The sequence below is a fragment of the Alsobacter soli genome (genome assembly GCF_003004785.1).
Taxonomy (GTDB): Bacteria; Pseudomonadota; Alphaproteobacteria; order Rhizobiales; family Beijerinckiaceae; genus Alsobacter; species Alsobacter soli.
In genome coordinates this window covers 146,339-167,331 of sequence record NZ_PVZS01000011.1, presented here as the reverse complement: position 1 = coordinate 167,331, position 20,993 = coordinate 146,339, and the positions used below count along the sequence as shown (strand labels likewise).

Below are 20,993 nucleotides of genomic sequence, written 5' to 3'. Positions count from 1 at the left end.
CCTCAGAGCAGCGAACGCAGCGGGTCCACGAGGTCCGTCCGCTCCCAGCTGAAGCCGCCGTCGGCCTCCGGGGCGCGGCCGAAGTGACCGTAGGACGAGGTGCGCGCGTAGATCGGGCGGTTCAGGCCGAGATGGGTGCGGATGCCCCGCGGGGTCAGGTCCATGACCTCCATGAGCGCCTTCTCGAGGCGCCCCTCGTCCACCTGGCCCGTGCCGTAGAGGTCCGCGTAGATCGACAGCGGACGGGCCACTCCGATGGCGTAGGACAGCTGGATGGTGCAGCGATCCGCCAGGCCGGCCGCCACCACGTTCTTGGCGAGGTAGCGGGCGGCGTAAGCCGCGGAGCGGTCCACCTTGGTCGAGTCCTTGCCCGAGAAGGCTCCACCGCCATGGGGAGCGGCGCCGCCATAGGTGTCGACGATGATCTTGCGGCCGGTGAGGCCGCAATCGCCATCCGGGCCGCCGATCACGAACTTGCCTGTGGGGTTCACATGCCAGACCGTGTCGGCGCTGATCCAGCCCCGCGGAAGCGCATCGCGAACGTAGGGCTCCACGATGGCGCGCACGTCATGGGACGACAGGTCGGCGTCGAGATGCTGGGTGGAGACCACGATCTCGGCGGCGCCGACCGGCTTGCCGTTCTCGTAGCGCACCGTGACCTGGCTCTTGGCGTCCGGGCCCAGCGCGGCGCTCTCGCCCGAGCGACGGGCCTGCGACAAGCGCGCCAGGATCTTGTGGGCGTAGTAGATCGGCGCCGGCATCAGCTCCGGCGTCTCGCGGCAGGCGTAGCCGAACATGATGCCCTGGTCGCCCGCGCCCTCGTCCTTGTTGCCGGCCGAGTCCACGCCCTGGGCGATGTCAGCCGACTGGGCGTGCAGGAGCACCTCCACCTGGGCGTTCTCCCAATGGAAGCCTTCCTGCTCGTAGCCGATGTCGCGGACCGCCAGGCGCGCGAGATGGGTGATGTAGTCGCGCGTGAGCGTGGCGGGGCCACGCGTCTCGCCGGCGATCACAAGGCGGTTGGTGGTCGCGAGCGTCTCGCACGCGACCCGAATATCCTTCGGATCCCAGCCCTGCTGCGGGCCCTCGCGGTAGAAGGCGTCGACGATCTCGTCGGAGATCCGGTCGCAAACCTTGTCCGGGTGGCCTTCCGAAACCGACTCGCTGGTGAACAGATAGCTCGAACGCGCCACGATGACCTCGCCACTGCTGGTCGGCGGCTGAGCCGCCCGTTTCATTTTTCCTGACAGCAGGCGTTCTTTAGGTCAAGCCGAATTGACGGACGCGTTCGTTACTCCGAACGATGGAGCCCGCTCGTGAGCGGGCCCGGCCAAAACGCCTACTCGGCGACGAGCGCTTGCGGCGCATCCATCTCCGCGAAGCTGGGCTCGGCGAGGATGGCCGATTCGTCCGTGCCGGCCAGCGACGACACGAGGTCGACGATGCGGCGCCTGATCTTGGCGTCCTTGATCCGCAGAAACGCGCGGTTCAGTTGCACACCCTCGTTGGTGGCCAGGAAGTCCGCCACATAGGTGGTGTCTGCAGCGTCCCGGAAACCGATGGGTTCGCTTTCCGGCTGGGGCGATCCCTCGAAGAAAAACTCCACCGGCATGCCGAGGATCTTCGAGATCTGCTGCAGGCGACTAGCGCCGATGCGGTTGGTGCCCTTCTCGTATTTCTGCACCTGCTGAAACGTCAGCCCGAGCGCTTCGCCGAGCTTTTCCTGGCTCATGCCGACCAGGACCCGACGCATGCGAACGCGGCTGCCTACGTGCTTGTCGATCGGATTGGGAGCCTTTTTCAAAGTCATGTCCTCCGAAACGGGGTCCGGCGGAAGCCCTGCGCGCAGGACCCGCAACCGAAGGCCGCGTCCCTGTCCCCCCAGTTGCGACGCGAATAGCGATTTGCAACCTGACGAGGCGACCCACGGTTGAGAGGACCGTAGTGCAACTTCGTGATTAATGTCAATTCCTTCGTAATCGAATGGTCAATGCAGTTAGCAAAAGCAATATGCATCCTGCCGCGGGCAGGTGGCCCATGCGGGAAAACACCGTCCCTTGCAAGGGCTTAGGAAGGGACGCGTCGAGCACGCCGTCGAGCCCGAGACCCAGGGAGCCAAGTACGCGCCCGTAGGGATCCACCACGGCGGAGACCCCGTCGTTGGCGGCGCGAATCAGCGGAAGCCCCTCCTCGATGGCCCGAAGCCGGGCCTGGGCCATGTGCTGGTAGGGTCCGGGCGTCACCCCGAACCAGGCGTCGTTGGTCAGGTTGAGGAGGACGCCCGGCGCGCCCTGGTCAGGCCTCGCCTCCCCAGGGAAGATCGCTTCGTAGCAGATGAGCGGGGCGACCGGCGGCAGGCCGGGGACAGCCAGCATCTTGCGGCGGGCGCCCGCCTCGAAGCCGCCCGGCGCATTCACGAACTGGCGCAGGCCCCAGGCGGTCAACAAGTCGTTGAAGGGCAGATACTCGCCGAAGGGAACGAGGTGCGCCTTGTCGGAGCTGTCGAGGATCAGGCCCTCGTCCGACACCACTTGGACGGAATTGAAGTAGTGGCGGCCACGCTCGCCCGGCAGCGGCTCGCCGGCGCGCACGGCCCCGGTCACCAGAACCGCGCCCTTGGGCAGGAGCTGGGCGATCTGGGCGAGGGCCGTCGGGTCGCGCGCGAGGAGGAACGGGAAGGCCGATTCGGGCCAGATCAGGTGCGTCACGCCCGCGATTCCGGGGTGATCCGGCGAGGTGGCCCGGTCGCTCAGGGTCAGGTAACGGGCCATGATGGCCTCGCGGTTCTCCGGCCTGAACTTGTCGTCCTGCGGGATGTTCGGCTGGACGATGCGCAGGCGGACATTGGGCTGGACGCCGGCGTGGCCCGTCCAGAGCCGGACCGCGCCGAAGGCGAGCAGGAGCGCGAAGGCGCCCAGGGCCAGGCTCGGCGGCAGCCAGCGCTCGCGGCCGCTCAGGCCCGAGCCGAGCGTGGCGGGAGCGGCGCAGATGAGCACGGTCAGCAGCGTCAGGCCATGCAGCCCCACAATGGAGGCGGCCTGGGCGGGAACGAGCCAGCCGCCGAGCGCCATCCCGAACTCGTTCCAGGGGAACCCGGTGAACAGCACGGCGCGCAGCCACTCGGTCGCGGTGACGGAGAGCGCCAGGGAGACGATGCGCATGGGCCCCGGCGTCCAGATCATGCGCGCCAGGGCGAAGGCGAGGGCCATGTAGAGGCCGAGAACCGCAGGCAGGCCGAGCACGCCGAGCGGCATCAGCCAGGCGAACTGGTCCGCCTCCACCAGGAAGGCCGAGCCAAGCCACCACAGGCCGGCGGTGAAATAGCCGAAGCCGAAGAACCACCCCGCCAGCGCGGCGTGTCCGAGCGTGGCGCGGGACAGGCGGCCCACGTCGGCCGCCGAGCCGTCCAGGATCCAGACGGCCGCCGTGAACGACAGGGCCAGCGCCGGCAGCGCGCCGAAGGGCGGCATGGCCAGCGCGCCGACCGCGCCCGCCGCGAAGGCCAGCAGGAGGCGCCGCCATCCCCATGCGAGGATGATGCGATGGGCGAAGGTGTGCATGCGGACCGCGTCAGCCTTGCTTGGATTCGGGCGAGCCGGCCGCCTCCGCGGCCGCTCCGGCGCTTTCGGGCGCAGGCAGCGCCAGGGGCGCCTCGGGCGTGGTGAGGCGGGGCTCCAGGGCCACCGTGTGGATGCGCAGGCGCTTGATGCGGCGGGGGTCGGCGTCCAGCACCTCGAACTCCACCCCGGACGGGTGGGCGATCACCTCGCCACGCACGGGCACGCGGCCCACCAGGGCCGCGATGAGGCCGCCGAGCGTGTCCACCTCCTCGGCCACCTCGCCATGGACGAGGTCGGCGCCCAGCGAGGCCGAGGCTTCCTCCAGGCTGGTGCGGGCGTCGGCCAGAAAGCTGCCGTCGGGGGCGCGCACGATCATGGGCGCGTCCTCGAGGTCGTGCTCGTCCTCGATGTCGCCGACGATGATCTCGACCAGGTCCTCAATAGAGACGAGGCCGTCGGTGCCGCCGTACTCGTCGATCACCAGCGCCATGTGGGTGCGCGAGGCCTGCATCTTCACCAGCAGGTCCATGGCCGGCATGGAGGGCGGCACGAACAGGACGGGCCGCAGGATCTTGGCGGCCGAGAGCGGGATGGAGAGGTCCACCTTGCCGAGGTCGGGCGCATCGGCCGGCAGGGAGGCGCGGCGGCGGGCGGACGGCCGCGCCGCTTCGGCACGCATGGCCATGTAGTCGAGGAAATCGCGGATGTGGACCATGCCGCGCGGGTCGTCGAGGGTCTCGGCGTAGACCGGCAGCCGGGAATGGCCGGCCGTGCGAAAGATGCGCAGGAGGTCGCCGAGCGTGGTCTCGATGGGAACTGCCACGATATCGGCGCGGGGCACCATGACGTCGTCGACGCGGTGGGTGCGCAGGCCCAGCACGTTGCGCAGCATGGCGCGCTCGAGCGGGGCGAACTCGGCGCCGCTCTCGGACAGCGCCTCCTCGAGGTCGTCGCGCACCGATTGGGCGTGCCGGATCCCGATGCGCGACAACAATCGGTCGATGAAACTCTCGCCCGAAGCGTCCCGGCTCTCGCCGGCGCCGCCTGGCTTCGCGGAGCCGTTCGGCGCGCCGCTGGATAAATCGTCGGAGGTCATGGCAGTCAGGCCATCCTGACGGACGGCGTCTCCTCGTCAAGAGGGCGGTCGGCGTAGGGATCGGCGACGCCCAGCGTCGCCAGGATGGCGACCTCGAGGGCCTCCATGCGCTCCGCCTCGTCCGGCTCGATGTGGTCGTGGCCGAGCAGGTGGAGAAATCCGTGCACGACCAGGTGGGTGAAATGGTCGGCCACCGCCTTGCCGTCGTCCGCGGCCTCGCGGGCCAGCGTCTCGTAGGCGACCGCGATGTCGCCCAGGAAGGGCGCCTTGGCCACCTTGCCGGGCTGCACGGCCGGGAACGAGAGGACGTTGGTGGGCTTGTCCTTCTCCCGCCACTCCCGGTTGATCTCGCGCATGTGGGCGTCGTCCGTGAGCAGGAGGCTCACCTCGGCGCCCGGCAGCAGCTTGACGCCACCGCTGGCCGCGGCGGCCGCCACGGCCTTTTCGGCCAGGGCCTCGGCTTCCGGGAGGGCTTGCCAGAGCGGGCTTTCCTCCACCGTGTCCAGGACGGGAGCGGTCACGGGGCGCGCTTCCCAAGGTCGACCCGCACATCCTCCTCGTAGGCGGAGACGATGCGGCGCACGAGGTCGTGGCGCACTACGTCGCCCTCCTTGAAGGTGACGCGGCCGATGCCCTCGACGCCATCAAGGATGCGCACGGCCTCGACCAGGCCGGACTTCTGCCCGGCCGGCAGGTCGATCTGGCTGGGGTCGCCGGTGACGATCATGCGCGAGCCCTCGCCCAGGCGGGTGAGGAACATCTTCATCTGCATGGTGGTGGTGTTCTGGGCCTCGTCGAGCAGCACCACCGCGTTGGTGAGCGTACGGCCGCGCATGAAGGCGAGCGGGGCGATCTCGATCATGCCGGTCTGCATGCCGCGCTCCACGTGGCGGGCCTCCATGAAGTCATAGAGGGCGTCGTAGATGGGGCGCAGGTAGGGATCGACCTTCTCCTTCATGTCGCCGGGCAGAAAGCCGAGGCGCTCGCCCGCCTCCACGGCCGGACGGGAGAGGATGAGCTTCTCGACCACGCCCTGCTCCAGGAGCTGCACCGCGTGCCCCACGGCGAGCCAGGTCTTGCCGGTGCCGGCGGGTCCCTCGGCGAAGACGAGCTCGTGGCGCTTGAGCGCGCGCAGGTAGGCGTGCTGGGCGGCGTTGCGGGCGCGCACGCGGCGGCGACGGGTGCCGACCTCCTCGAAGGCGGAGCCGCCGGTGTCCACCGGGAAGAGCACGCCCTGCATGGCGGTCTCGTGGATCACGCCGTCGACGTCGCCCGGGCTCAGCGATTCGTTGTCCCGCACGCGCTCATACAGGCGCTCCAGCACCAGCCGGGCCTGCTCGGTGTTGTCCGGCGCGCCTTTCAGGACCACGTTGTTGCCGTTGGCGTTCGCCACCACCCCGAGCCGGCGCTCCAGGTGGGCGAGGTTCTGGTCGTACTGGCCGAAGACGAGGCTGGCGAGGCGGTTGTCCTCGAAGGTCAGCTTGATCTCGGCGGCTTCGGCGACGCCTCGCGCCTGGCGGGTGAAACGGTTGACGCCCTCGGCTGGTCTCAAGGAAGCCTCTCCTTCAAGCGGTGGCCCGCTCCGGTTCGATGTCGGCCCGCTCGCCCAGCAGGCTGTAGGTTCCCAGCGCGGTCACCCGCACCGGGACGATGTCGCCGATCTGCGCGCCGCCACCTTCGAAGGCCACCGGCTGGAGATAGGGGGACTTGCCGACCATCTGGCCAGGGTGGCGGCCGGCCTTCTCGACCAGCACGTCCACCGTCCTGCCCACCGTGGCGGCGTTGTAGGCCTTCAGCTGGCGATCCAGCAGCGCCTGCAGCTCCGCGAGCCGCGCCGCCTTGACGCCTTCCGGGACCTGGGCGGCGTTGTCGGCCGCCGGGGTTCCGGGGCGAGGGCTGTACTTGAACGAGAAGGCGCCGGCGAAGCCGACGCGCTCCACAAGGTCCATCGTATCGCGGAAGTCGGCGTCGGTCTCGCCCGGGAAGCCGACGATGAAGTCGGACGACACGGCGATGTCCGGGCGCGCGGCGCGCACCTGGTCGATGATCCGGAGATATTCGTCCCGCCCGTGCTTGCGGTTCATGGCCGACAGGATCGCGTCCGAGCCCGACTGCACCGGCAGGTGCAGGTAGGGCATCATGGCGGGCAAATCGCCGTGAAGGGCGATGAGTTCCCCGTCCATGTCGCGCGGGTGACTTGTGGTATAACGAATCCGATCGATTCCGGGGACTTCAGCCACGCGGCGGATCAGCCGGGCCAGGGACCAGTCCGCCCCATCGAGCCCTTCGCCATGGTAGCCGTTGACGTTCTGGCCGAGCAGGGAAACCTCGCGCACGCCGGCGGCGGCCAGTCGCGCGATCTCCGTCAGGATGGCGGCGGCGGGGCGCGAGACCTCGGCGCCCCGGGTGTAGGGCACCACGCAGAAGGTGCAGAACTTGTCACAGCCTTCCTGGACGGTGACGAAGGCCGACACCCCGCGCTGGCGCGTGCGCTCCGGCGTCGCCTGGGGCAGGGCGTCGAACTTGCTCTCGGCCGGGAACTCCGTGTCCACGACGGGGCGCCTGCGGGCCTCCGCCAACAGCTCGGGCAGCCGGTGGTAGCTCTGGGGACCCACGACGAGGTCCACGCCCTTGGCGCGGCGCAGGATCTCGGGGCCTTCCGCCTGGGCGACGCAGCCGGCCACGACCACCTGCATCCCGGCGCCGCCGGCCTCGCGCTCGCGGCGCATCTCGCGCACGCGGCCGAGCTCCGAATAGACCTTCTCGGCCGCCTTCTCGCGGATGTGGCAGGTGTTGAGGACCACCAGATCGGCCTCGCCGACCTCGCCCGTCTCCACATAGCCTTCCGGGGCCAGGACGTCCGCCATCCGCTGGGCGTCATAGACGTTCATCTGGCAGCCGTAGGATTTGACGTAGACCTTCCTGTTTCCGTCCTGGGCCATGGGTTCCGCCGATGCCGCGGCGCTGTCGCGCAGCGCGAATCACTCACGCACTCGCACGGCACGCCGTCAGCATGCCGCAGTTCTCGTGACGGTGTTTAGACGCTCGCAGCCTTCAAGAGAACTGGATTCGCAAGAAGCCGCCCGGCGTGGCCGCGGCGCATCAGGGTTTGTAGGCTGGCGCCGCTCGCTTNGACGCTCGCAGCCTTCAAGAGAACTGGATTCGCAAGAAGCCGCCCGGCGTGGCCGCGGCGCATCAGGGTTTGTAGGCTGGCGCCGCTCGCTTCTCCGTCCTTGCGAGCGCAGCGAAGCAATCCAGAGCAATGCGTATCGCTGTCCTGGATCGCTTCATCGCTTCGCTCCTCGCAAGGACGGAGGAGGGGAGCCGCCCCTGGATCCCCTTCCCCTCCGCCGCTCCGCGGCTCCGGCCGGGGATGACGGGGTGAGGGCCCTTCCACGATCCTGCGACACTTGGGCCGAAAAAGCGCGCATTCGGGGGTTGACTTCACCCGCTTCCGGCGCAAATTCCCCAACAGCCGCGCGGGTGACGCCCGCTCGGCACCATCAGGACAACGAAACCCCATGCCCAGCGACAGTCCCAGTCGATTGACCGCGCCGTCGACGGCCGTTCGGGAACGCTGATCCTGAGGATCGGCTCGCTCCCGACCGGCCGCCGGCGGCCGGTCGGAAAGAGAGCGAGCCATGAACAACGAGATCCGCTATCTCGCCCAGCACCTGCTTCACGCCGGGGTATCGCCGCTCTGCGAGCGTGACCGGCGTGTGATCGCGCGCGTCGCGCGGCGCATGCACGTCGCCCGGAACGTCAACCAGGTCTTCGACGACCGCCTCACCTGGAGCGAGCGCATCGCCGACAAGGTGGCGGCGATCGGCGGCTCCTGGAGCTTCATCATCGGATGCGTGGTGTTTCTCGGCGCCTGGGCGGCGCTGAACGCCTTCATCCTGGCGGAGAGCGCGTTCGACCCCTATCCGTTCGTCTTCCTGAACCTGCTGCTCTCCATGGTGGCCGCCCTGCAGGCGCCGGTCATCATGATGTCGCAGAACCGTCAGGCCGCGAAGGACCGGCTGGCCGCAGCCCTCGACTACGAGGTCAACGTCAAGGCCGAGACGGCCATCTCCGAGCTGCACGACAAGGTCGACCGCCTGCAGGCGCAGATCGAGCAGCTCGTGTCCCTTCAGGCCAGCGCCCTGAAGGAGCCGCGCGAGGAGAGCCGGGATCGCCTGCGGGCGGTGTGAGGCTGGTTCCTGGTCCTTGCGAGGAGCGCAGCGACGAGCAATTCAAGAGGGGCGGGCGCGCACCACTGGATTGCTTCGCTGCGCTCGCAAGGACGGTGGAATGGCGCACCGTCATCCCCGGCCGGAGCCGCGCAGCGGCGGAGGGGAAGGGGATCCAGGGGCCGCCCGCGAGCACGCCAGGAATTTGGCGCGTACCCGACCGGAACGTCCCGGCGGTGGCCCTGGATCCCCTTCCCGGCCTGCTGCGCAGGCCGCCGGGGATGACGGTGGTGAGTTTGCAAGAACGAAAAAAGCCGCCGCGGGGATCGCGGCGGCTTTTTGCATGGGCGAGTCTGGCGGCGCTCAGCGCGGGGCCATCACCATGACCATCTGGCGGCCTTCGAGCATGGGCTCGGATTCCACCTTGGACACGTCGGCCATCTCGCCCTTGACGCGCTCGAGCAGGCGCAGGCCGAGATCCTGGTGCGCCATTTCGCGGCCGCGGAAGCGCAGGGTGATCTTCACCTTGTCGCCTTCCTCGAAGAAGCGGCGGATGGCCTTCATCTTGACCCCGTAGTCGTGGTCGTCGATGCCGGGCCGGAGCTTGATCTCCTTGACCTCGACCGTCTTCTGCTTCTTGCGGGCCTCGGCGGCCTTCTTCTGCTCGTTGAACTTGAACTTGCCGTGGTCGAGGATCTTGCAGACGGGCGGCGTCGAGTTCGGGGCGATCTCGACCAGATCCAGCCCGACGTCCTCGGCGATTTTCAGCGCGTCCAGGAACGGCACGATCCCGCGATTGGCGCCCGTGTCGTCGATCAACTGCACTTCGCGTACGCCGCGGATGTCACGATTGGCGCGGGGCCCGTCCTTCTGCGGGACCGGAGCGGCTCTCATTGGTCTGCGAATGGCTTTAGTCTCCTCTAGGCCCGCCCCTTTCCGGGCAGAACCATCGGCCAGGGTGGACGGCGGCGGGCGATGTTGACGGCAACGCGGGAAATTCGCAGAAACCGTCGCGAAGTCAACTCGCGGCTTGCGAAATCGTTACCGATCCTTGCTCAAAAGAGCCGCATAGACATCGAGAGTCTCCCCGACCATGCGGCTTAGCGAGAAATGGGCCTCCACATGGGCCCGGGCTCTCGCAGCCAGCGCATCCCGAGCGCTGGCGCCCAACGACAAGGCGGCCTGCACGGCGTCGGCGAGCGCCGGTGCGTCGCCGGCCGGCACGCGCCATCCGGTGCGGGCGGAGGCCGGCGCCTGCGGGGGCGCCAGCACGGTTTCCGGCACGGCGCCGAGGTCCGACACAACCACCGGGGCCCCCATCGCCTGCGCCTCCACGGCGGAACGGCCGAAGGCCTCCGGCTCCGTGGACGGCACGGTCACCACCGAAGCGGCCAGAAAGGCGGCCGGCATGTCGGCGCAGTGGCCGGCGCGGCGGACCACGCCCCTGAGGCCGTGCTTCTCGGAAAGCGCGTCGAGCTCCTTCACGTAGCCGTCGCGGCCCTGGGGGTCGCCGGCGAGCACGACCGCAATGTCCGGCACGCCCCGGTCTTTCAGCAGCTTCGCGGCCTCGATCAGCACCTTCTGGCCCTTCCAGCCGGTGAGGCGGGCGGCCAAGAGCACGATGCGCTGGTGAGGCTCCACGCCCCAGGCCTTGCGCAGCGCCTGGATGCGCTCGGGCTCCACCGAATAGGGGGCGAAGGCGCGCAGGTCCGTGCCCCGGTGAATGACCCGGATGCGATCCCTGGCGAAGGGATGCATGCGGCCGATCAGGTCCGCCGTGTAGTTCGAGTTGGCGATGACCACGTCGCCGCGGGCCATCACCGAGTTGTAGAGCACCTTCACGGACGAGCGGCCGGAGTAGCTGCCCGCGTAGGTGGTGACGAAGGGAAGTCCCAGCGCCCGGCTCGCCAGCAGGGCGCTCCAGGCGGGCGCCCGGGAGCGGGCGTGGACGATGTCGACTCCCTCGTCGAGGCAGATCGCCCGCAGGCGCTTGACGTTGGCCAGCATGGCGACCGGATTCTTGGTGCGGGCCGGAAACGGGATCCAGATCCCTCCCTTGGCCTGCAACTCGGCGACCAGGCGGCCCCCTTCCGTGGCCACAAGGGCGCGCGCGCCGGAGTTGGCGAGGCCCTCGGCGATGTCGACCGCAGTGCGCTCGACGCCGCCGGCTTCCAGCTCCGGCACGACCTGCAGGATCGTGCGACCCGCCAGCGGGGACAGGCTCCGGCCCTCGAAGGCCGTGGTCGGGCCCTGTCGCATCAGGGCGCCCTCCGGTGTAGAAAGCCGGTCGGCAGGCTGCCGGAGGGCAGCGATGAGGTCGGGCGATTCGCCGCGGCGCGGATCATGCGAAGAGGTTTACGGTGACCCAGGACAATCCGCAAATTGCGCCGCCCCAGTTCCTCGCCGTCGGCGCGGAGGGGGACGTTCGCCGGGTGGCCTACCGCCTGCGGACCGGACGCGAGCCCATCGTGGTGTGGATGGGCGGCTTCCGCTCCGACATGCTGTCCACCAAGGCCGCTACGCTGGACGCCTGGGCGGCCGGAAATGGCCGCGGGTTCCTGCGCTACGACTATTCGGGCCACGGCGAGTCCGACGGCCGCTTCGAGGACGCCACGATCTCGCGCTGGCTCGAGGAGAGCCTCGCGGTGATCCGCGCGCTGGGAGGGGCCGCGCCTGTGCTGGTCGGCTCCTCCATGGGCGGCTGGCTGGCGCTGCTCGCCGCCCGCGCCCTGCGGGCGGAGGGCCGCAAGCTGTCCGGCCTGGTGCTGATCGCGCCGGCGGTCGACTTCACCGAGGCGCTGATGTGGCAACGCTTCCCGGACGCGGTGAAGCAGGAGATCACGGAGAAGGGCGTGTGGCGCAGGCCATCCCCTTATTCGCCCGAGCCCTATCCGATCACCCGCGCGCTGATCGAGGACGGCCGCAGGCACCTGATGCTGGACGGTCCGCCCATCGTGACGGGCTGCCCCGTCCACATCCTGCAGGGCATGCAGGACCCGGACGTGCCCTGGAAGCACGCCATGCGGCTCGTGGAGCACATGCCGGGTGACGACGTTGTGACCACGCTCGTCAAGGACGGCGACCACCGCCTGTCGCGGCCGGAAGACCTCCAGAGGCTGACGGCGGCGATCGAGGGGATTGTGTGAGGAGCACCCCTCTCCCGCTGCACGGGAGAGGGGTCCGTCGGCTCGGTTCAGTGCACGCTCACGGGGGTGAGGTTGTGCTCCCAGGCGTTGGCGATAGCCGTGCTGCGGCTGTCGGTCACCAGGATGGGCGTTCCGTCGGCGCCCAGGAGGGCGAAGAGGTCGAGGCCGGGCTGGATCTCGGGCGCCTGGGGGAAGAGGCGGTTGAGGTCGTCCGACTTGATCGCCCGCACATAGGCGATCTCTCCCCCGCCCATGGCGGCGAGGACCTGCGGGGACACGGTCGGGATGGTGGTCTTGGTGGCGTCGTTCATCGCACCCTCCTGTGAGCGGAGCGAGTGGGGGAAGAGCGTCTTCGGGGCGTCGGGTCAGTCCCGGCTCAGGATGTCGATCCGCCGCACGATGCGCTCGCATTCGGGGCGAACCAGGTCGATGGAGAGCAGGCCGTTGGCGAGATCGGCGCCGCGGACCTCCAAACCGTCCGCGAGCAGGAAGGCCCGCTGGAACTGCCGCGCGGCGATGCCGCGATGCAGGAACATCCTGTCCCTGTCGTCGGCCTGCCGGCCACGGATGACCAGCTGGTTCTCCTCCAGGGTGATTTCAAGGTCGTCGCGGGTGAACCCGGCCACCGCGAGCGTGATCCGCAGGCGTTCGGGCGCGTCGCCCTCCCGCGGAATGCGCTCGATGTTGTAGGGCGGGTATCCCTCCGAGGCGGCCTTGGCCACCCTGCTGAGAGCCCGTTCCACCTCGTCGAACCCGAGCAGGAACGGTGAGGACAAGGACGGTACGCGTGACATGAAGCCCTGTAGCGAAGGCGCTCCGGTTCCGGGCCCGCTCATGCAGCACCCGGGCGGCCGAAGCCGCATGGGGAATATGTGGGGGAAGGCGGGGCGGTTCAAGGGTGGGCCCTTCGCCGTCATCGCGAGCCCAGCAAAGCGATCCAGGACAGGCGCCGCTCCCTAGATCGGCGCGTCGCTTCGCTTCTCGCGATGACGGGCCTCTCTCGACAACCCTCGCCTTCCCATGGCAAACACCCGCCGTCCGCGCCGGGGCCCTCCCCCGGCGCTTGAGGTGTTTGCCCATGTCCGATCTTTCCGCCCTCGAAACCGCCATCCAGGCCGCCGTGGCCGCGGCCGCCGACGAGGCGGCGCTCGAGGCCGTGCGCGTCGGCGCGCTCGGCAAGAAGGGCTCCGTGTCCGAACTCCTGAAGACGCTCGGCGCCATGAGCCCGGAGGAGCGCAAGGAGAAGGGCCCGCTGATCAACGGTTTGCGCGACCGGGTCACGGGCCTGATCGCCGAACGCCGGGCGGCGCTGAAGGACGCGGCGCTGGACGCGCGGCTCAAGGCCGAGACGGTCGACGTCACCCTGCCCGTTCCCGAGAGCACGCTGGGCCGCGGCCGGGTGCACCCGATCAGCCAGGTAATCGACGAGCTCACCACGATCTTCGGCGACATGGGGTTCGCCGTGGCCGAGGGGCCTGACATCGAGACGGACTTCTACAACTTCACCGCGCTCAACTTCCCGGTCGGCCACCCGGCCCGGGAGATGCACGACACCTTCTTCTTCAACCCGGACGCCAACGGCGAGCGCAAGGTGCTGCGGACCCACACCTCGCCGGTGCAGATCCGGACGATGACCACGCAGAAGCCGCCGATCCGTGTGATCATCCCGGGTCGCACCTATCGCTGCGACAGCGACCAGACGCATACGCCCATGTTCCACCAGGTGGAGGGCCTGGTGATCGACAAGGGCTCGCACCTCGGCCACCTGAAGTGGATCCTGGAGGAGTTCTGCAAGGCGTTTTTCGAGGTCGAGAACGTGAAGATGCGCTTCCGGCCGTCGTTCTTCCCGTTCACGGAGCCATCCGCCGAGGTCGACATCCAGTGCTCCCGCAAGGGCGGCGAGATCCGCTTCGGCGAGGGCGAGGACTGGCTGGAGATCCTGGGCTGCGGGATGGTGCACCCCAACGTCATCCGCAATTGCGGGCTGGACCCCGATGAATACCAGGGCTTCGCCTGGGGCATGGGGATCGACCGCATCGCCATGCTGAAATACGGCATGCCCGACCTGCGCGCCTTCTTCGACGCCGACGTGCGCTGGCTGAGCCACTACGGCTTCCGGCCCCTGGACATGCCGTCGCTGACCGCCGGGCTGAGCGCGTAAGGAGAGACCGATGAAACTGACCCTCTCCTGGCTCAAGGAGCACCTCGACACGTCCGCCACGGTGGAGCAGGTCGCCGAGACGCTGACCCGCGTGGGGCTCGAGGTCGAAGGCGTGGAGGACCAGGCCAAGGTCCTGGCGCCCTACACCATCGCGTACGTGATCTCGGCCGAGCAGCACCCCAACGCCGACCGCCTCCGTGTGTGCATGGTGGACACGGGATCGGGCGAGCCCGTCCAGGTGGTGTGCGGCGCGCCCAACGCGCGCACGGGCATGAAGTCGGTGTTCTCGCCGCCAGGGACCTACATTCCCGGCAAGGGCATCACGCTCGGCGTGGGCACCATCAGGGGCGTCGAGAGCCGGGGCATGCTGTGCTCGGCCATGGAGCTCGGCCTCGGCGAGGACCACGACGGCATCATCGACCTGCCCGCTGACGCGCCCGTTGGCGTCCCCTACGCGCAGTGGGCGCACCTCGACGACCCGGTGATCGACTTCGCGGTCACGCCGAACCGCCCGGACGCGCTCGGTGTCCATGGCGTCGCGCGCGACCTCGCGGCCGCGGGGCTCGGCACGTTCATCGACAAGCCGATCCAGCCCGTCCCGGGCGCGTTCTCGTGCCCGACCCGGGTGAAGCTGGATTTCACGCCGGATGACGCGAAGCTCTGCCCGGCCTTCGCGCTTCGCCTGGTGCGCGGCGTCAAGAACGGCCCCAGCCCCGAGTGGCTGCAGCGGCGGCTCAAGGCGATCGGGCTGCGCCCGATCAACGCGCTGGTCGACATCACCAACTTCATGACCTTCGACCAGAACCGGCCGCTCCATGTGTTCGACCTCGCCAAGGTGAAGGGCGACCTCGTCGTGCGGCGCGCCCGCGAGGGCGAGCAGGTGCTGGCGCTGGACGGGCGGACCTACACGCTCGACAGCGGCATGGTGGTGATCGCCGACGAGAACGGCGTGGAGTCCATCGCCGGCGTGATGGGCGGCGAGCATTCGGGCTGCGACGAGACCACCACGGACGTGCTGATCGAGTCGGCGTTGTGGGACCCGCTCAACATCGCCGTCACGGGGCGCAAGCTCGGCGTCAACACGGACGCGCGCTACCGCTTCGAGCGGGGCGTGGACCCGGCGTTCACGCTGCCCGGCCTGGAGATGGCCACCCGCATGGTGCAGCAGATGTGCGGGGGCGAGGCCTCGGCGATCGAGCTCGCGGGCGAGGTCCCGTCCCCGGACAAGATCATCGCGTTCCCGTACGCCGAGGTGCAGCGCCTCACGGGGCTGGAGATCCCCGTCCCGGAGATGAAGGTGATCCTGCGCGAGCTCGGATTCTGGGTCTCGGGCTCGGACACCTACGTGAAGGTGGCCGTGCCGACCTGGCGCCCGGACGTGGAGGGCAAGGCCGACCTCGTCGAGGAGATCGTCCGCATCGCCGGGCTCGACCGGGTTCCTTCCGTGCCGTTCCCGCGCGAGGAGCCGACCGTCGTCAAGCCGGTGCTCACGCTGATCCAGAAGCGCGTGCAGACCACCAAGCGGGCGCTCGCCGCCCGCGGCATGGTGGAGGCCGTGACCTGGTCATTCATCGGCAAGGCCGAGGCCGAGCGCTTCGGCGGCGGCCAGCCGGAGCTGGCGCTGGCGAATCCCATTGCGGCGGAGCTGTCGGACATGCGGCCGAGCCTGCTGCCGGGCCTGCTCAAGGCAGGCCAGCGCAACGCCGACCGCGGCTACGCCGATACGGCGCTGTTCGAGGTTGGGCAGGTGTTCCGTGGCGACAAGCCGGAAGACCAGAAGATGGCCGCCGCCGGCGTGCGCCGCGGCCTCGCCCGGGCCGAGGGCGCGGGCCGCCACTGGGCGGGCGCCAAGGCCGTCGACCTGTTCGACGCCAAGGCCGACGCCATGGCGGTGCTCGAGACCCTGGGCGTGCCCACGGGCGGCCTGCAGGTGGCCGCCGGCGGTCCGGACTGGTTCCACCCCGGCCGCTCGGCGACGCTGCAGTTCGGCCCCAAGATGGTGGTCGGCTGGTTCGGCGAGCTGCACCCGCGAGCGCTCGAGGCGCTGGACGTGAAGGGCCCGGCGGTCGGTTTCGAGTTGCTGCTGGACGCTCTGCCGCCGCCGAAGGCCAAGCCCACCAAGGTGAAGCCGAAGCTGAGCCTGTCCGAGTTCCAGCCGGTGTCGCGCGACTTCGCCTTCGTGGTGGATCGCGCCGTCGCGGCCGGAGACCTCGTCAAGGCCGCGCAGGCGGCCGAGCGCAAGCTCGTCACGGGCGTCGACGTTTTCGACATCTACGAAGGCGCTGGCGTACCCGAGGGCAAGAAGTCGGTCGCCATCGCGGTGACGCTGCAGCCGACCGACAAGACGCTCACGGACGCGGAGATCGACGCCGTGGCGGCGAAAGTCGTGGCCGAGGTGCAGAAGAAGAGCGGCGCCACGCTGCGCGGCTGAACGCTGCCGCCGTCATGGCGAGCGCAGCGAAGTCATCCAGAAGGGCCGGGCGCATCGGTTGTCGCCCTGCCCCTCTGGATTGCTCCGTCGCTGCGCTCCTCGCAAGGACCAAACGCGCCGTCATCCCCGGCCGAAGCGGCGTCGCCGCGGAGGGGAAGGGGATCCAGGGCGGCCCGCCGGCACAGCCCGAACCAAGATCGAGCCCAGTCTCCTGGATCCCCTTCCCGGCCTGCCGCGCAGGCCGCCGGGGATGACGGTGGAGTGAGCCGACCAGTTGAATACGATTGAGCCTCAGCGCTTTACGCGCGATCGAGAGTCGTGCCGCCCTCCTCAAAGCAGAAGGGAGCCCTCTCCCGCCGGTGCGGGAGAGGACTCCAAGCCCTTATTCCGCCGCGGCGCGGGACGGGAGGACGTTCCAGCTGGCCAGGACCGCGCGCAGGGTCTCGCGGTCGGCGGCGTCGAGCGCCGGAAGGCCGGGCAGGCGCACGGGGCCGACGCGGAAGCCGATGAGCTCCATGGCTTCCTTCACCACCGTGACGTTGGCGCCGTTGCCGAACTTCGTCCGCATGGTCTCGAACCGGGCGATGGTGTCCACCAGCCCACGGACCTTGGCGAAGTCGCCGGACTCGAGCGCGGCGTGGATCGCGAGCGAGCGAGCCGGGTCCACGTTGACGAGGCCGGAGGTGAAGCCGCGCGCGCCGGCGGCGTAGAACGGGGCCGCCCAGCCCTCGGCGAGGCCGCAGACCCAGATGGCCGTCCCGGGTCCGCTGGAGCGGACGCAATCGGCCAGCAGCATCAGGTTCGGGGTGGCGAACTTCACCGCCGCGACATTCGGGTGGTTGGCGATGCCGAGCAGCTCGTCGGCCTTCATGGCGTCCGAACGGACGTAGGCGACGAGCGGGAGATCGACCTGGTCGGCGATGGCGCGGAAATAGGCCGCCTGGGACTGCGGGGCAGCAAAGGGATCCATCGGCTGGTGGGCCATGATGGCGTCCGCGCCGATCTCCTTGGCGCGACGGCCGAGCGCCACGGCCTCCTTCAACGAGCGGCCGACGGCCGCGGTCACCAGCGAACGCCCGGCGTTGGCCTTGACGGCGCCGTCATGCACGACCCGGACCTCGTCGGGGGTTAGGGCGTAGTACTCGCCCGTGTTGCCGGCCGAGACGATGTTGTGCACGCCGGCCGCGGCGATGCGCTCGATGACGCGGGCGAGCTCAGCCGGGTCGACGTTGCCCGACGCATCATACGGGGTGACGTGGACGCCGGAGATGCCGCGCAGGGCGGTTTCGAGGCGGGGGTTGCTCATGGCGTCTGCTCCTTTGAAGCGGGAATGTCCTGGGCCGGGGTGCGGCCCTCGAAGGCCGTCTGGACGTGGCGGCGGGCCGAACGCAGCACGTGCGAGCGCATGGCGGCCTCCGCGGCGTCGGGGTCGCGGCGCGACAACGCCTCGAAGATGGCGCGATGCTCCGCGAGGGCGCGTTCGCGCTCCTCCTGCTCGCCGAGAATCACGTGCCGGGCCGTGTGCACGTAAACGCGCTGCCCGAGCATCAGGCGGTGCAGGTAGCGGCACCCCGAGACGTCGTGGATGGCGTCGTGGAATTCCTCGTTGAGGTCGATCGTGGCGGCGACGTCCCCCGTGGCGGTCGCCTGCGCCATGCGGTCGATGCAGTCGCGCAGGAGTTCGACGCCCGCGTCGTCAATGCGCTCGGCCGCCATGCGGGCGATCATCGCCTCCAGGGCGGCGCGGGCCAGACCCATCTCCTCCGCCTGGGCGGCGTCGAAGGTGACGCGCACGCCCCGGCGCGGCTCGGTGGCCACCAGGCCCTCGGCCTCCAGGCGGCGCAGGGCCTCCTTGAGCGGCGTGGTGCTGACGCCGAGCTGCTCCGCCATGGAGCGCTCGTTCAGCCACGAGCCCGCAGCCAGCTCGCCCGAGATGATGGCTCGGCGCAGCCGGTCATGGACGTGCTCGCGCAGGCCCTTTAGGAGGGCAGGATCGACAGGTTCGAGCTTCGAGCTCACGGTCTTTCTCGTCGCAGGTCGTCGTAAGGGCGATTGCGATCTGATATATCAATTAGGCTGCGAGGCCAAGCGCATTGTGTTCCAGCCGGCCGTTCACACCGGCTATCAAGGCGGGACAGCGCGGCCGAAAACAGAAGGAGGAGCGCATGCGCATCGACAAGCCCGAGGTGGAGACGCTGATCGACGTCCCGCTCGGCACCGGGGAAAGCCCGGTCTGGGCCGCGGACCAGCAGGCGCTCTACTTCGTCGACATCGAGGCCCCGGCGCTGTTCCGGTTCGACCCGGCCACACGGGACCTGAAGCGCTGGGCGATGCCGAGCGCCATCGGCAGCTTCGGCCTGTGCCCTGACGGACGCGCGGTGGTGGGCCTGAAGACAGGCGTCCACCTGTTCGACTTCGCGAGCGAGCAGCTCCAGTTCCTGGTCAGCCCGGAGCCGGACATCCCGGGCAACAGGCTCAACGACGGCAAGGTGGGGCCGGACGGCTGCTACTGGGTAGGCAGCATGGACGACCGGCCGCCGGAGCAGAAGCAGCCGATCGCATCGCTGTATCGCGTGTGCCCGGACGGAACCTGCGAGCGCAAGGCGGGCGGGCTGATCACGTCCAACGGGCTCGCCTGGAGCGCGGACGGGCGCACCCTGTTCCACTCGGACAGCCGGCAGCGCTTCATCCAGGCCTTCGACTTCGATCCCGCCAGCGGGGCGCTCTCCAACCAGCGGCAGGTGCGCGTGATGGATGAAGGGGAGGGCCGGCCGGACGGCGCCGCCTGCGACGCCGAGGGCTTCTACTGGTCCGCCGGGGTGTCGGCCGGCTGCCTCAACCGCATCGCGCCGGACGGGACAATCGACCGCAAGGTCACGCTGCCCGTCCCCGCCCCGACCATGCCGTGCTTCGGCGGGCCGGACCTGAAGACCCTCTACGTGACGTCGCTCACGACCGACCGGACCGGGACGCGACAAGCCGGCACGCTGATCCGCTTCGAGGTGGACGTGCCCGGCGCGCCGGTGGCGCGGTTCGGCGAGCCGCTGAAGGTCTGAGCCGCGGCAACCCGGCCCTCCGCCGTCCTTGCGAGGAGCCCGAAGGGCGACGAAGCAATCCAGCGGGGCCGGCGCTGTGTCGGTCCCAGGGTCGGCGGCGCTTCGCCCCTGGATTGCTTCGTCGCTTTTGCTCCTCGCAAGGACGGGGCGAAGGTTGGCGCGAAGGGCCTCGGCGCGTCAGGCTGGGTGGAAGGGCGTGCGGGCCACGAGTCCGCCGGCGCGGTCGAAGACGACGACTTCGAGCGACACGCCCGTGCCGGCGATCGCCTTCGCGGCTGTGCGCCAGGCGGCGTCCGCCACCACCGCGCCGAGGTCGAGGCCCGCGTCGCGGCTGCGCAGCAGGACCTCGTTGGCGGCGTTGGCGCGGCGCATGGCCTCGGCGAAGTCCGGCGCGCCGCCCGCCTCGCGGACACGGTCGGCCAGCCAGTCCAGATCCACCTCGCCGCGGCGGGAGTGAAGGTCCAGCAGGCCCTGGCCGAGCTTGGTCATCTTGGCGAAGCCGCCCGCCACCGTGACGCGCTCGACCGGGTGGCGGCGGACATATTTCAACATGCCGCCCACGAAGTCGCCCATGTCGATGAGGGCGATCTCGTCCAGCCCATGGAGGCGCTGGATCGCCTTCTCGGAGGTGTCGCCCGTCGCGCCGGCCACATGGGCGAGGCCCGCGGCGCGCGCGACGTCCACGCCGCGGTGGATGCTGTGGATCCAGGCGGCGCAGGAGTAGGGGGTCACGATCCCGGTGGTGCCCAGGATCGACAGGCCGCCCACGATGCCGAGGCGGCCGTTGAGGGTTCGCTCGGCGATGCGTTCGCCGCCCGGGATGGAGATCTCTACGACGACGTCGCCCGGGACATCCAGCAATGCGGCGGCCTCCGCGACGGCGACGCGCATCATCTCGCGCGGGACCGGATTGATGGCGGGCTCGCCGGGCGGGATCGGCAGGCCGGCGCGGGTCACGGTCCCGACGCCGGGGCCAGCCCGGAACGTGACGCCCGAGCCGGGCGGGCCACGCCAAACGGTGGAGATCACCAGGGCGCCATGGGTGACGTCGGGATCGTCACCGGCGTCCTTGACCACGCCCGCGCGGGCCCAGTCGTCGCCGCGCTCGGTCATCGCCAGGGCGAAGGCCGGCCGCATGCCGTTGGGCAACGCGATGTCGACCGGGTCCGGGAACACGCCCGTGACGAGAGCCTCGAAGGCGGCGCGGGTGGCCGCGGTCGCGCAGGAGCCCGTGGTCCAGCCGCGGCGAAGGCTGGGCGCGGGCGGGAGGTCCTGGGGCGCGTCCGTCATGGCCTTGGTGGTAGACCCTCGCGGCGGCCAAGCAAAGGTCTTGCAAGCAAAGCCCTTGCTGGCTTTCCCGTTTTCGAGCAG

General features: G+C 69.8%; 19 protein-coding genes. 5 read left to right on the top strand and 14 right to left on the bottom strand.

The genetic code is table 11. The features are described from left to right. Positions 1-2: 2 nt before the first annotated feature. The 7 genes from metK to miaB all read right to left on the bottom strand — a co-directional run bounded on the left by metK (position 3) and on the right by miaB (position 7,598). Positions 3-1,193, bottom strand: a complete 1,191-nt coding sequence (metK, locus tag SLNSH_RS12330) for a methionine adenosyltransferase (RefSeq protein ID WP_106337314.1) — start codon at positions 1,191-1,193, stop codon at positions 3-5. A 146-nt stretch (positions 1,194-1,339) separates the two neighbouring features. Then, positions 1,340-1,810 carry a helix-turn-helix domain-containing protein gene (locus SLNSH_RS12325; protein ID WP_106337287.1) on the bottom strand — a complete coding sequence of 157 codons (471 nt, stop codon included), beginning with the start codon at positions 1,808-1,810 and terminating at the stop codon, positions 1,340-1,342. A gap of 154 nt (positions 1,811-1,964) precedes the next feature. Next, the gene (lnt, locus tag SLNSH_RS12320; protein ID WP_106337286.1) at positions 1,965-3,560 is read right to left on the bottom strand and encodes an apolipoprotein N-acyltransferase; all 1,596 of its coding nucleotides are present in this window, start codon (positions 3,558-3,560) and stop codon (positions 1,965-1,967) included. A 10-nt stretch (positions 3,561-3,570) separates the two neighbouring features. Continuing rightward, positions 3,571-4,656, bottom strand: a complete 1,086-nt coding sequence (locus tag SLNSH_RS12315; RefSeq protein ID WP_106337285.1) for a hemolysin family protein — start codon at positions 4,654-4,656, stop codon at positions 3,571-3,573. 5 nt (positions 4,657-4,661) lie between these two features. Beyond that, positions 4,662-5,177, bottom strand: a complete 516-nt coding sequence (ybeY, locus tag SLNSH_RS12310) for an rRNA maturation RNase YbeY (RefSeq protein WP_245422298.1) — start codon at positions 5,175-5,177, stop codon at positions 4,662-4,664. Further along, positions 5,174-6,208, bottom strand: coding sequence for a PhoH family protein (locus tag SLNSH_RS12305; RefSeq protein ID WP_106337284.1), 1,035 nt, complete (start codon positions 6,206-6,208; stop codon positions 5,174-5,176). The genes ybeY and SLNSH_RS12305 overlap by 4 nt, the downstream gene beginning before the upstream one ends. Before the next feature lie 13 nt (positions 6,209-6,221). After that, positions 6,222-7,598, bottom strand: coding sequence for a tRNA (N6-isopentenyl adenosine(37)-C2)-methylthiotransferase MiaB (gene miaB / locus SLNSH_RS12300; protein ID WP_106337283.1), 1,377 nt, complete (start codon positions 7,596-7,598; stop codon positions 6,222-6,224). 699 nt (positions 7,599-8,297) lie between these two features. Between miaB and SLNSH_RS12290 the strand changes: the two genes are divergently transcribed. Next, a complete protein-coding gene (locus SLNSH_RS12290) occupies positions 8,298-8,849 on the top strand; it encodes a DUF1003 domain-containing protein (protein WP_106337281.1) in 552 nt (183 codons plus the stop codon). 342 nt (positions 8,850-9,191) lie between these two features. Here SLNSH_RS12290 and infC read toward each other — a convergent pair whose 3' ends face one another. Then, a complete protein-coding gene (gene infC / locus SLNSH_RS12285; RefSeq protein ID WP_106337280.1) occupies positions 9,192-9,722 on the bottom strand; it encodes a translation initiation factor IF-3 in 531 nt (176 codons plus the stop codon). A 147-nt stretch (positions 9,723-9,869) separates the two neighbouring features. Continuing rightward, positions 9,870-11,087 (bottom strand): glycosyltransferase family 4 protein, encoded by a 1,218-nt coding sequence (locus SLNSH_RS12280; protein ID WP_106337279.1) that lies wholly within the window; start codon positions 11,085-11,087, stop codon positions 9,870-9,872. Positions 11,088-11,188: 101 nt separating this feature from the next. Here SLNSH_RS12280 and SLNSH_RS12275 point away from each other — a divergent pair, with 101 nt between their 5' ends. Beyond that, entirely contained in the window at positions 11,189-11,974 is a 786-nt protein-coding gene (locus tag SLNSH_RS12275) for an alpha/beta hydrolase (protein ID WP_425352993.1), read from the top strand. 47 nt (positions 11,975-12,021) lie between these two features. Here the strand turns inward: SLNSH_RS12275 and SLNSH_RS12270 are convergent, their stop codons facing one another. Further along, positions 12,022-12,285, bottom strand: coding sequence for a BQ00720 family protein (locus SLNSH_RS12270; protein ID WP_106337278.1), 264 nt, complete (start codon positions 12,283-12,285; stop codon positions 12,022-12,024). Positions 12,286-12,339: 54 nt separating this feature from the next. Continuing rightward, the gene (locus SLNSH_RS12265; RefSeq protein ID WP_106337277.1) at positions 12,340-12,768 is read right to left on the bottom strand and encodes an Hsp20 family protein; all 429 of its coding nucleotides are present in this window, start codon (positions 12,766-12,768) and stop codon (positions 12,340-12,342) included. A 284-nt stretch (positions 12,769-13,052) separates the two neighbouring features. On the opposite strand from SLNSH_RS12265, the gene pheS reads away from it, so the two are divergent. Together pheS and pheT are read left to right on the top strand one after the other, a co-directional pair. Next, complete coding sequence (gene pheS / locus SLNSH_RS12260; RefSeq protein WP_106337276.1) at positions 13,053-14,135, top strand: phenylalanine--tRNA ligase subunit alpha; 1,083 nt, start codon at positions 13,053-13,055, stop codon at positions 14,133-14,135. Positions 14,136-14,145: 10 nt separating this feature from the next. After that, the gene (gene pheT, locus SLNSH_RS12255) at positions 14,146-16,566 is read left to right on the top strand and encodes a phenylalanine--tRNA ligase subunit beta (RefSeq protein ID WP_106337275.1); all 2,421 of its coding nucleotides are present in this window, start codon (positions 14,146-14,148) and stop codon (positions 16,564-16,566) included. 382 nt (positions 16,567-16,948) lie between these two features. Here the strand turns inward: pheT and SLNSH_RS12250 are convergent, their stop codons facing one another. Then, positions 16,949-17,872, bottom strand: a complete 924-nt coding sequence (locus SLNSH_RS12250; protein WP_106337274.1) for a dihydrodipicolinate synthase family protein — start codon at positions 17,870-17,872, stop codon at positions 16,949-16,951. Then, the gene (locus tag SLNSH_RS12245; RefSeq protein WP_245422296.1) at positions 17,869-18,585 is read right to left on the bottom strand and encodes a GntR family transcriptional regulator; all 717 of its coding nucleotides are present in this window, start codon (positions 18,583-18,585) and stop codon (positions 17,869-17,871) included. Before SLNSH_RS12245 ends, SLNSH_RS12250 begins: the two co-directional genes overlap by 4 nt. 146 nt (positions 18,586-18,731) lie before the next feature. Here SLNSH_RS12245 and SLNSH_RS12240 point away from each other — a divergent pair, with 146 nt between their 5' ends. Continuing rightward, positions 18,732-19,622 (top strand): SMP-30/gluconolactonase/LRE family protein, encoded by an 891-nt coding sequence (locus SLNSH_RS12240; RefSeq protein WP_106337272.1) that lies wholly within the window; start codon positions 18,732-18,734, stop codon positions 19,620-19,622. Between the two features lie 177 nt (positions 19,623-19,799). Here the strand turns inward: SLNSH_RS12240 and SLNSH_RS12235 are convergent, their stop codons facing one another. Then, positions 19,800-20,912 carry a cobalt-precorrin-5B (C(1))-methyltransferase gene (locus tag SLNSH_RS12235; RefSeq protein ID WP_106337271.1) on the bottom strand — a complete coding sequence of 371 codons (1,113 nt, stop codon included), beginning with the start codon at positions 20,910-20,912 and terminating at the stop codon, positions 19,800-19,802. Positions 20,913-20,993: the final 81 nt, after the last annotated feature.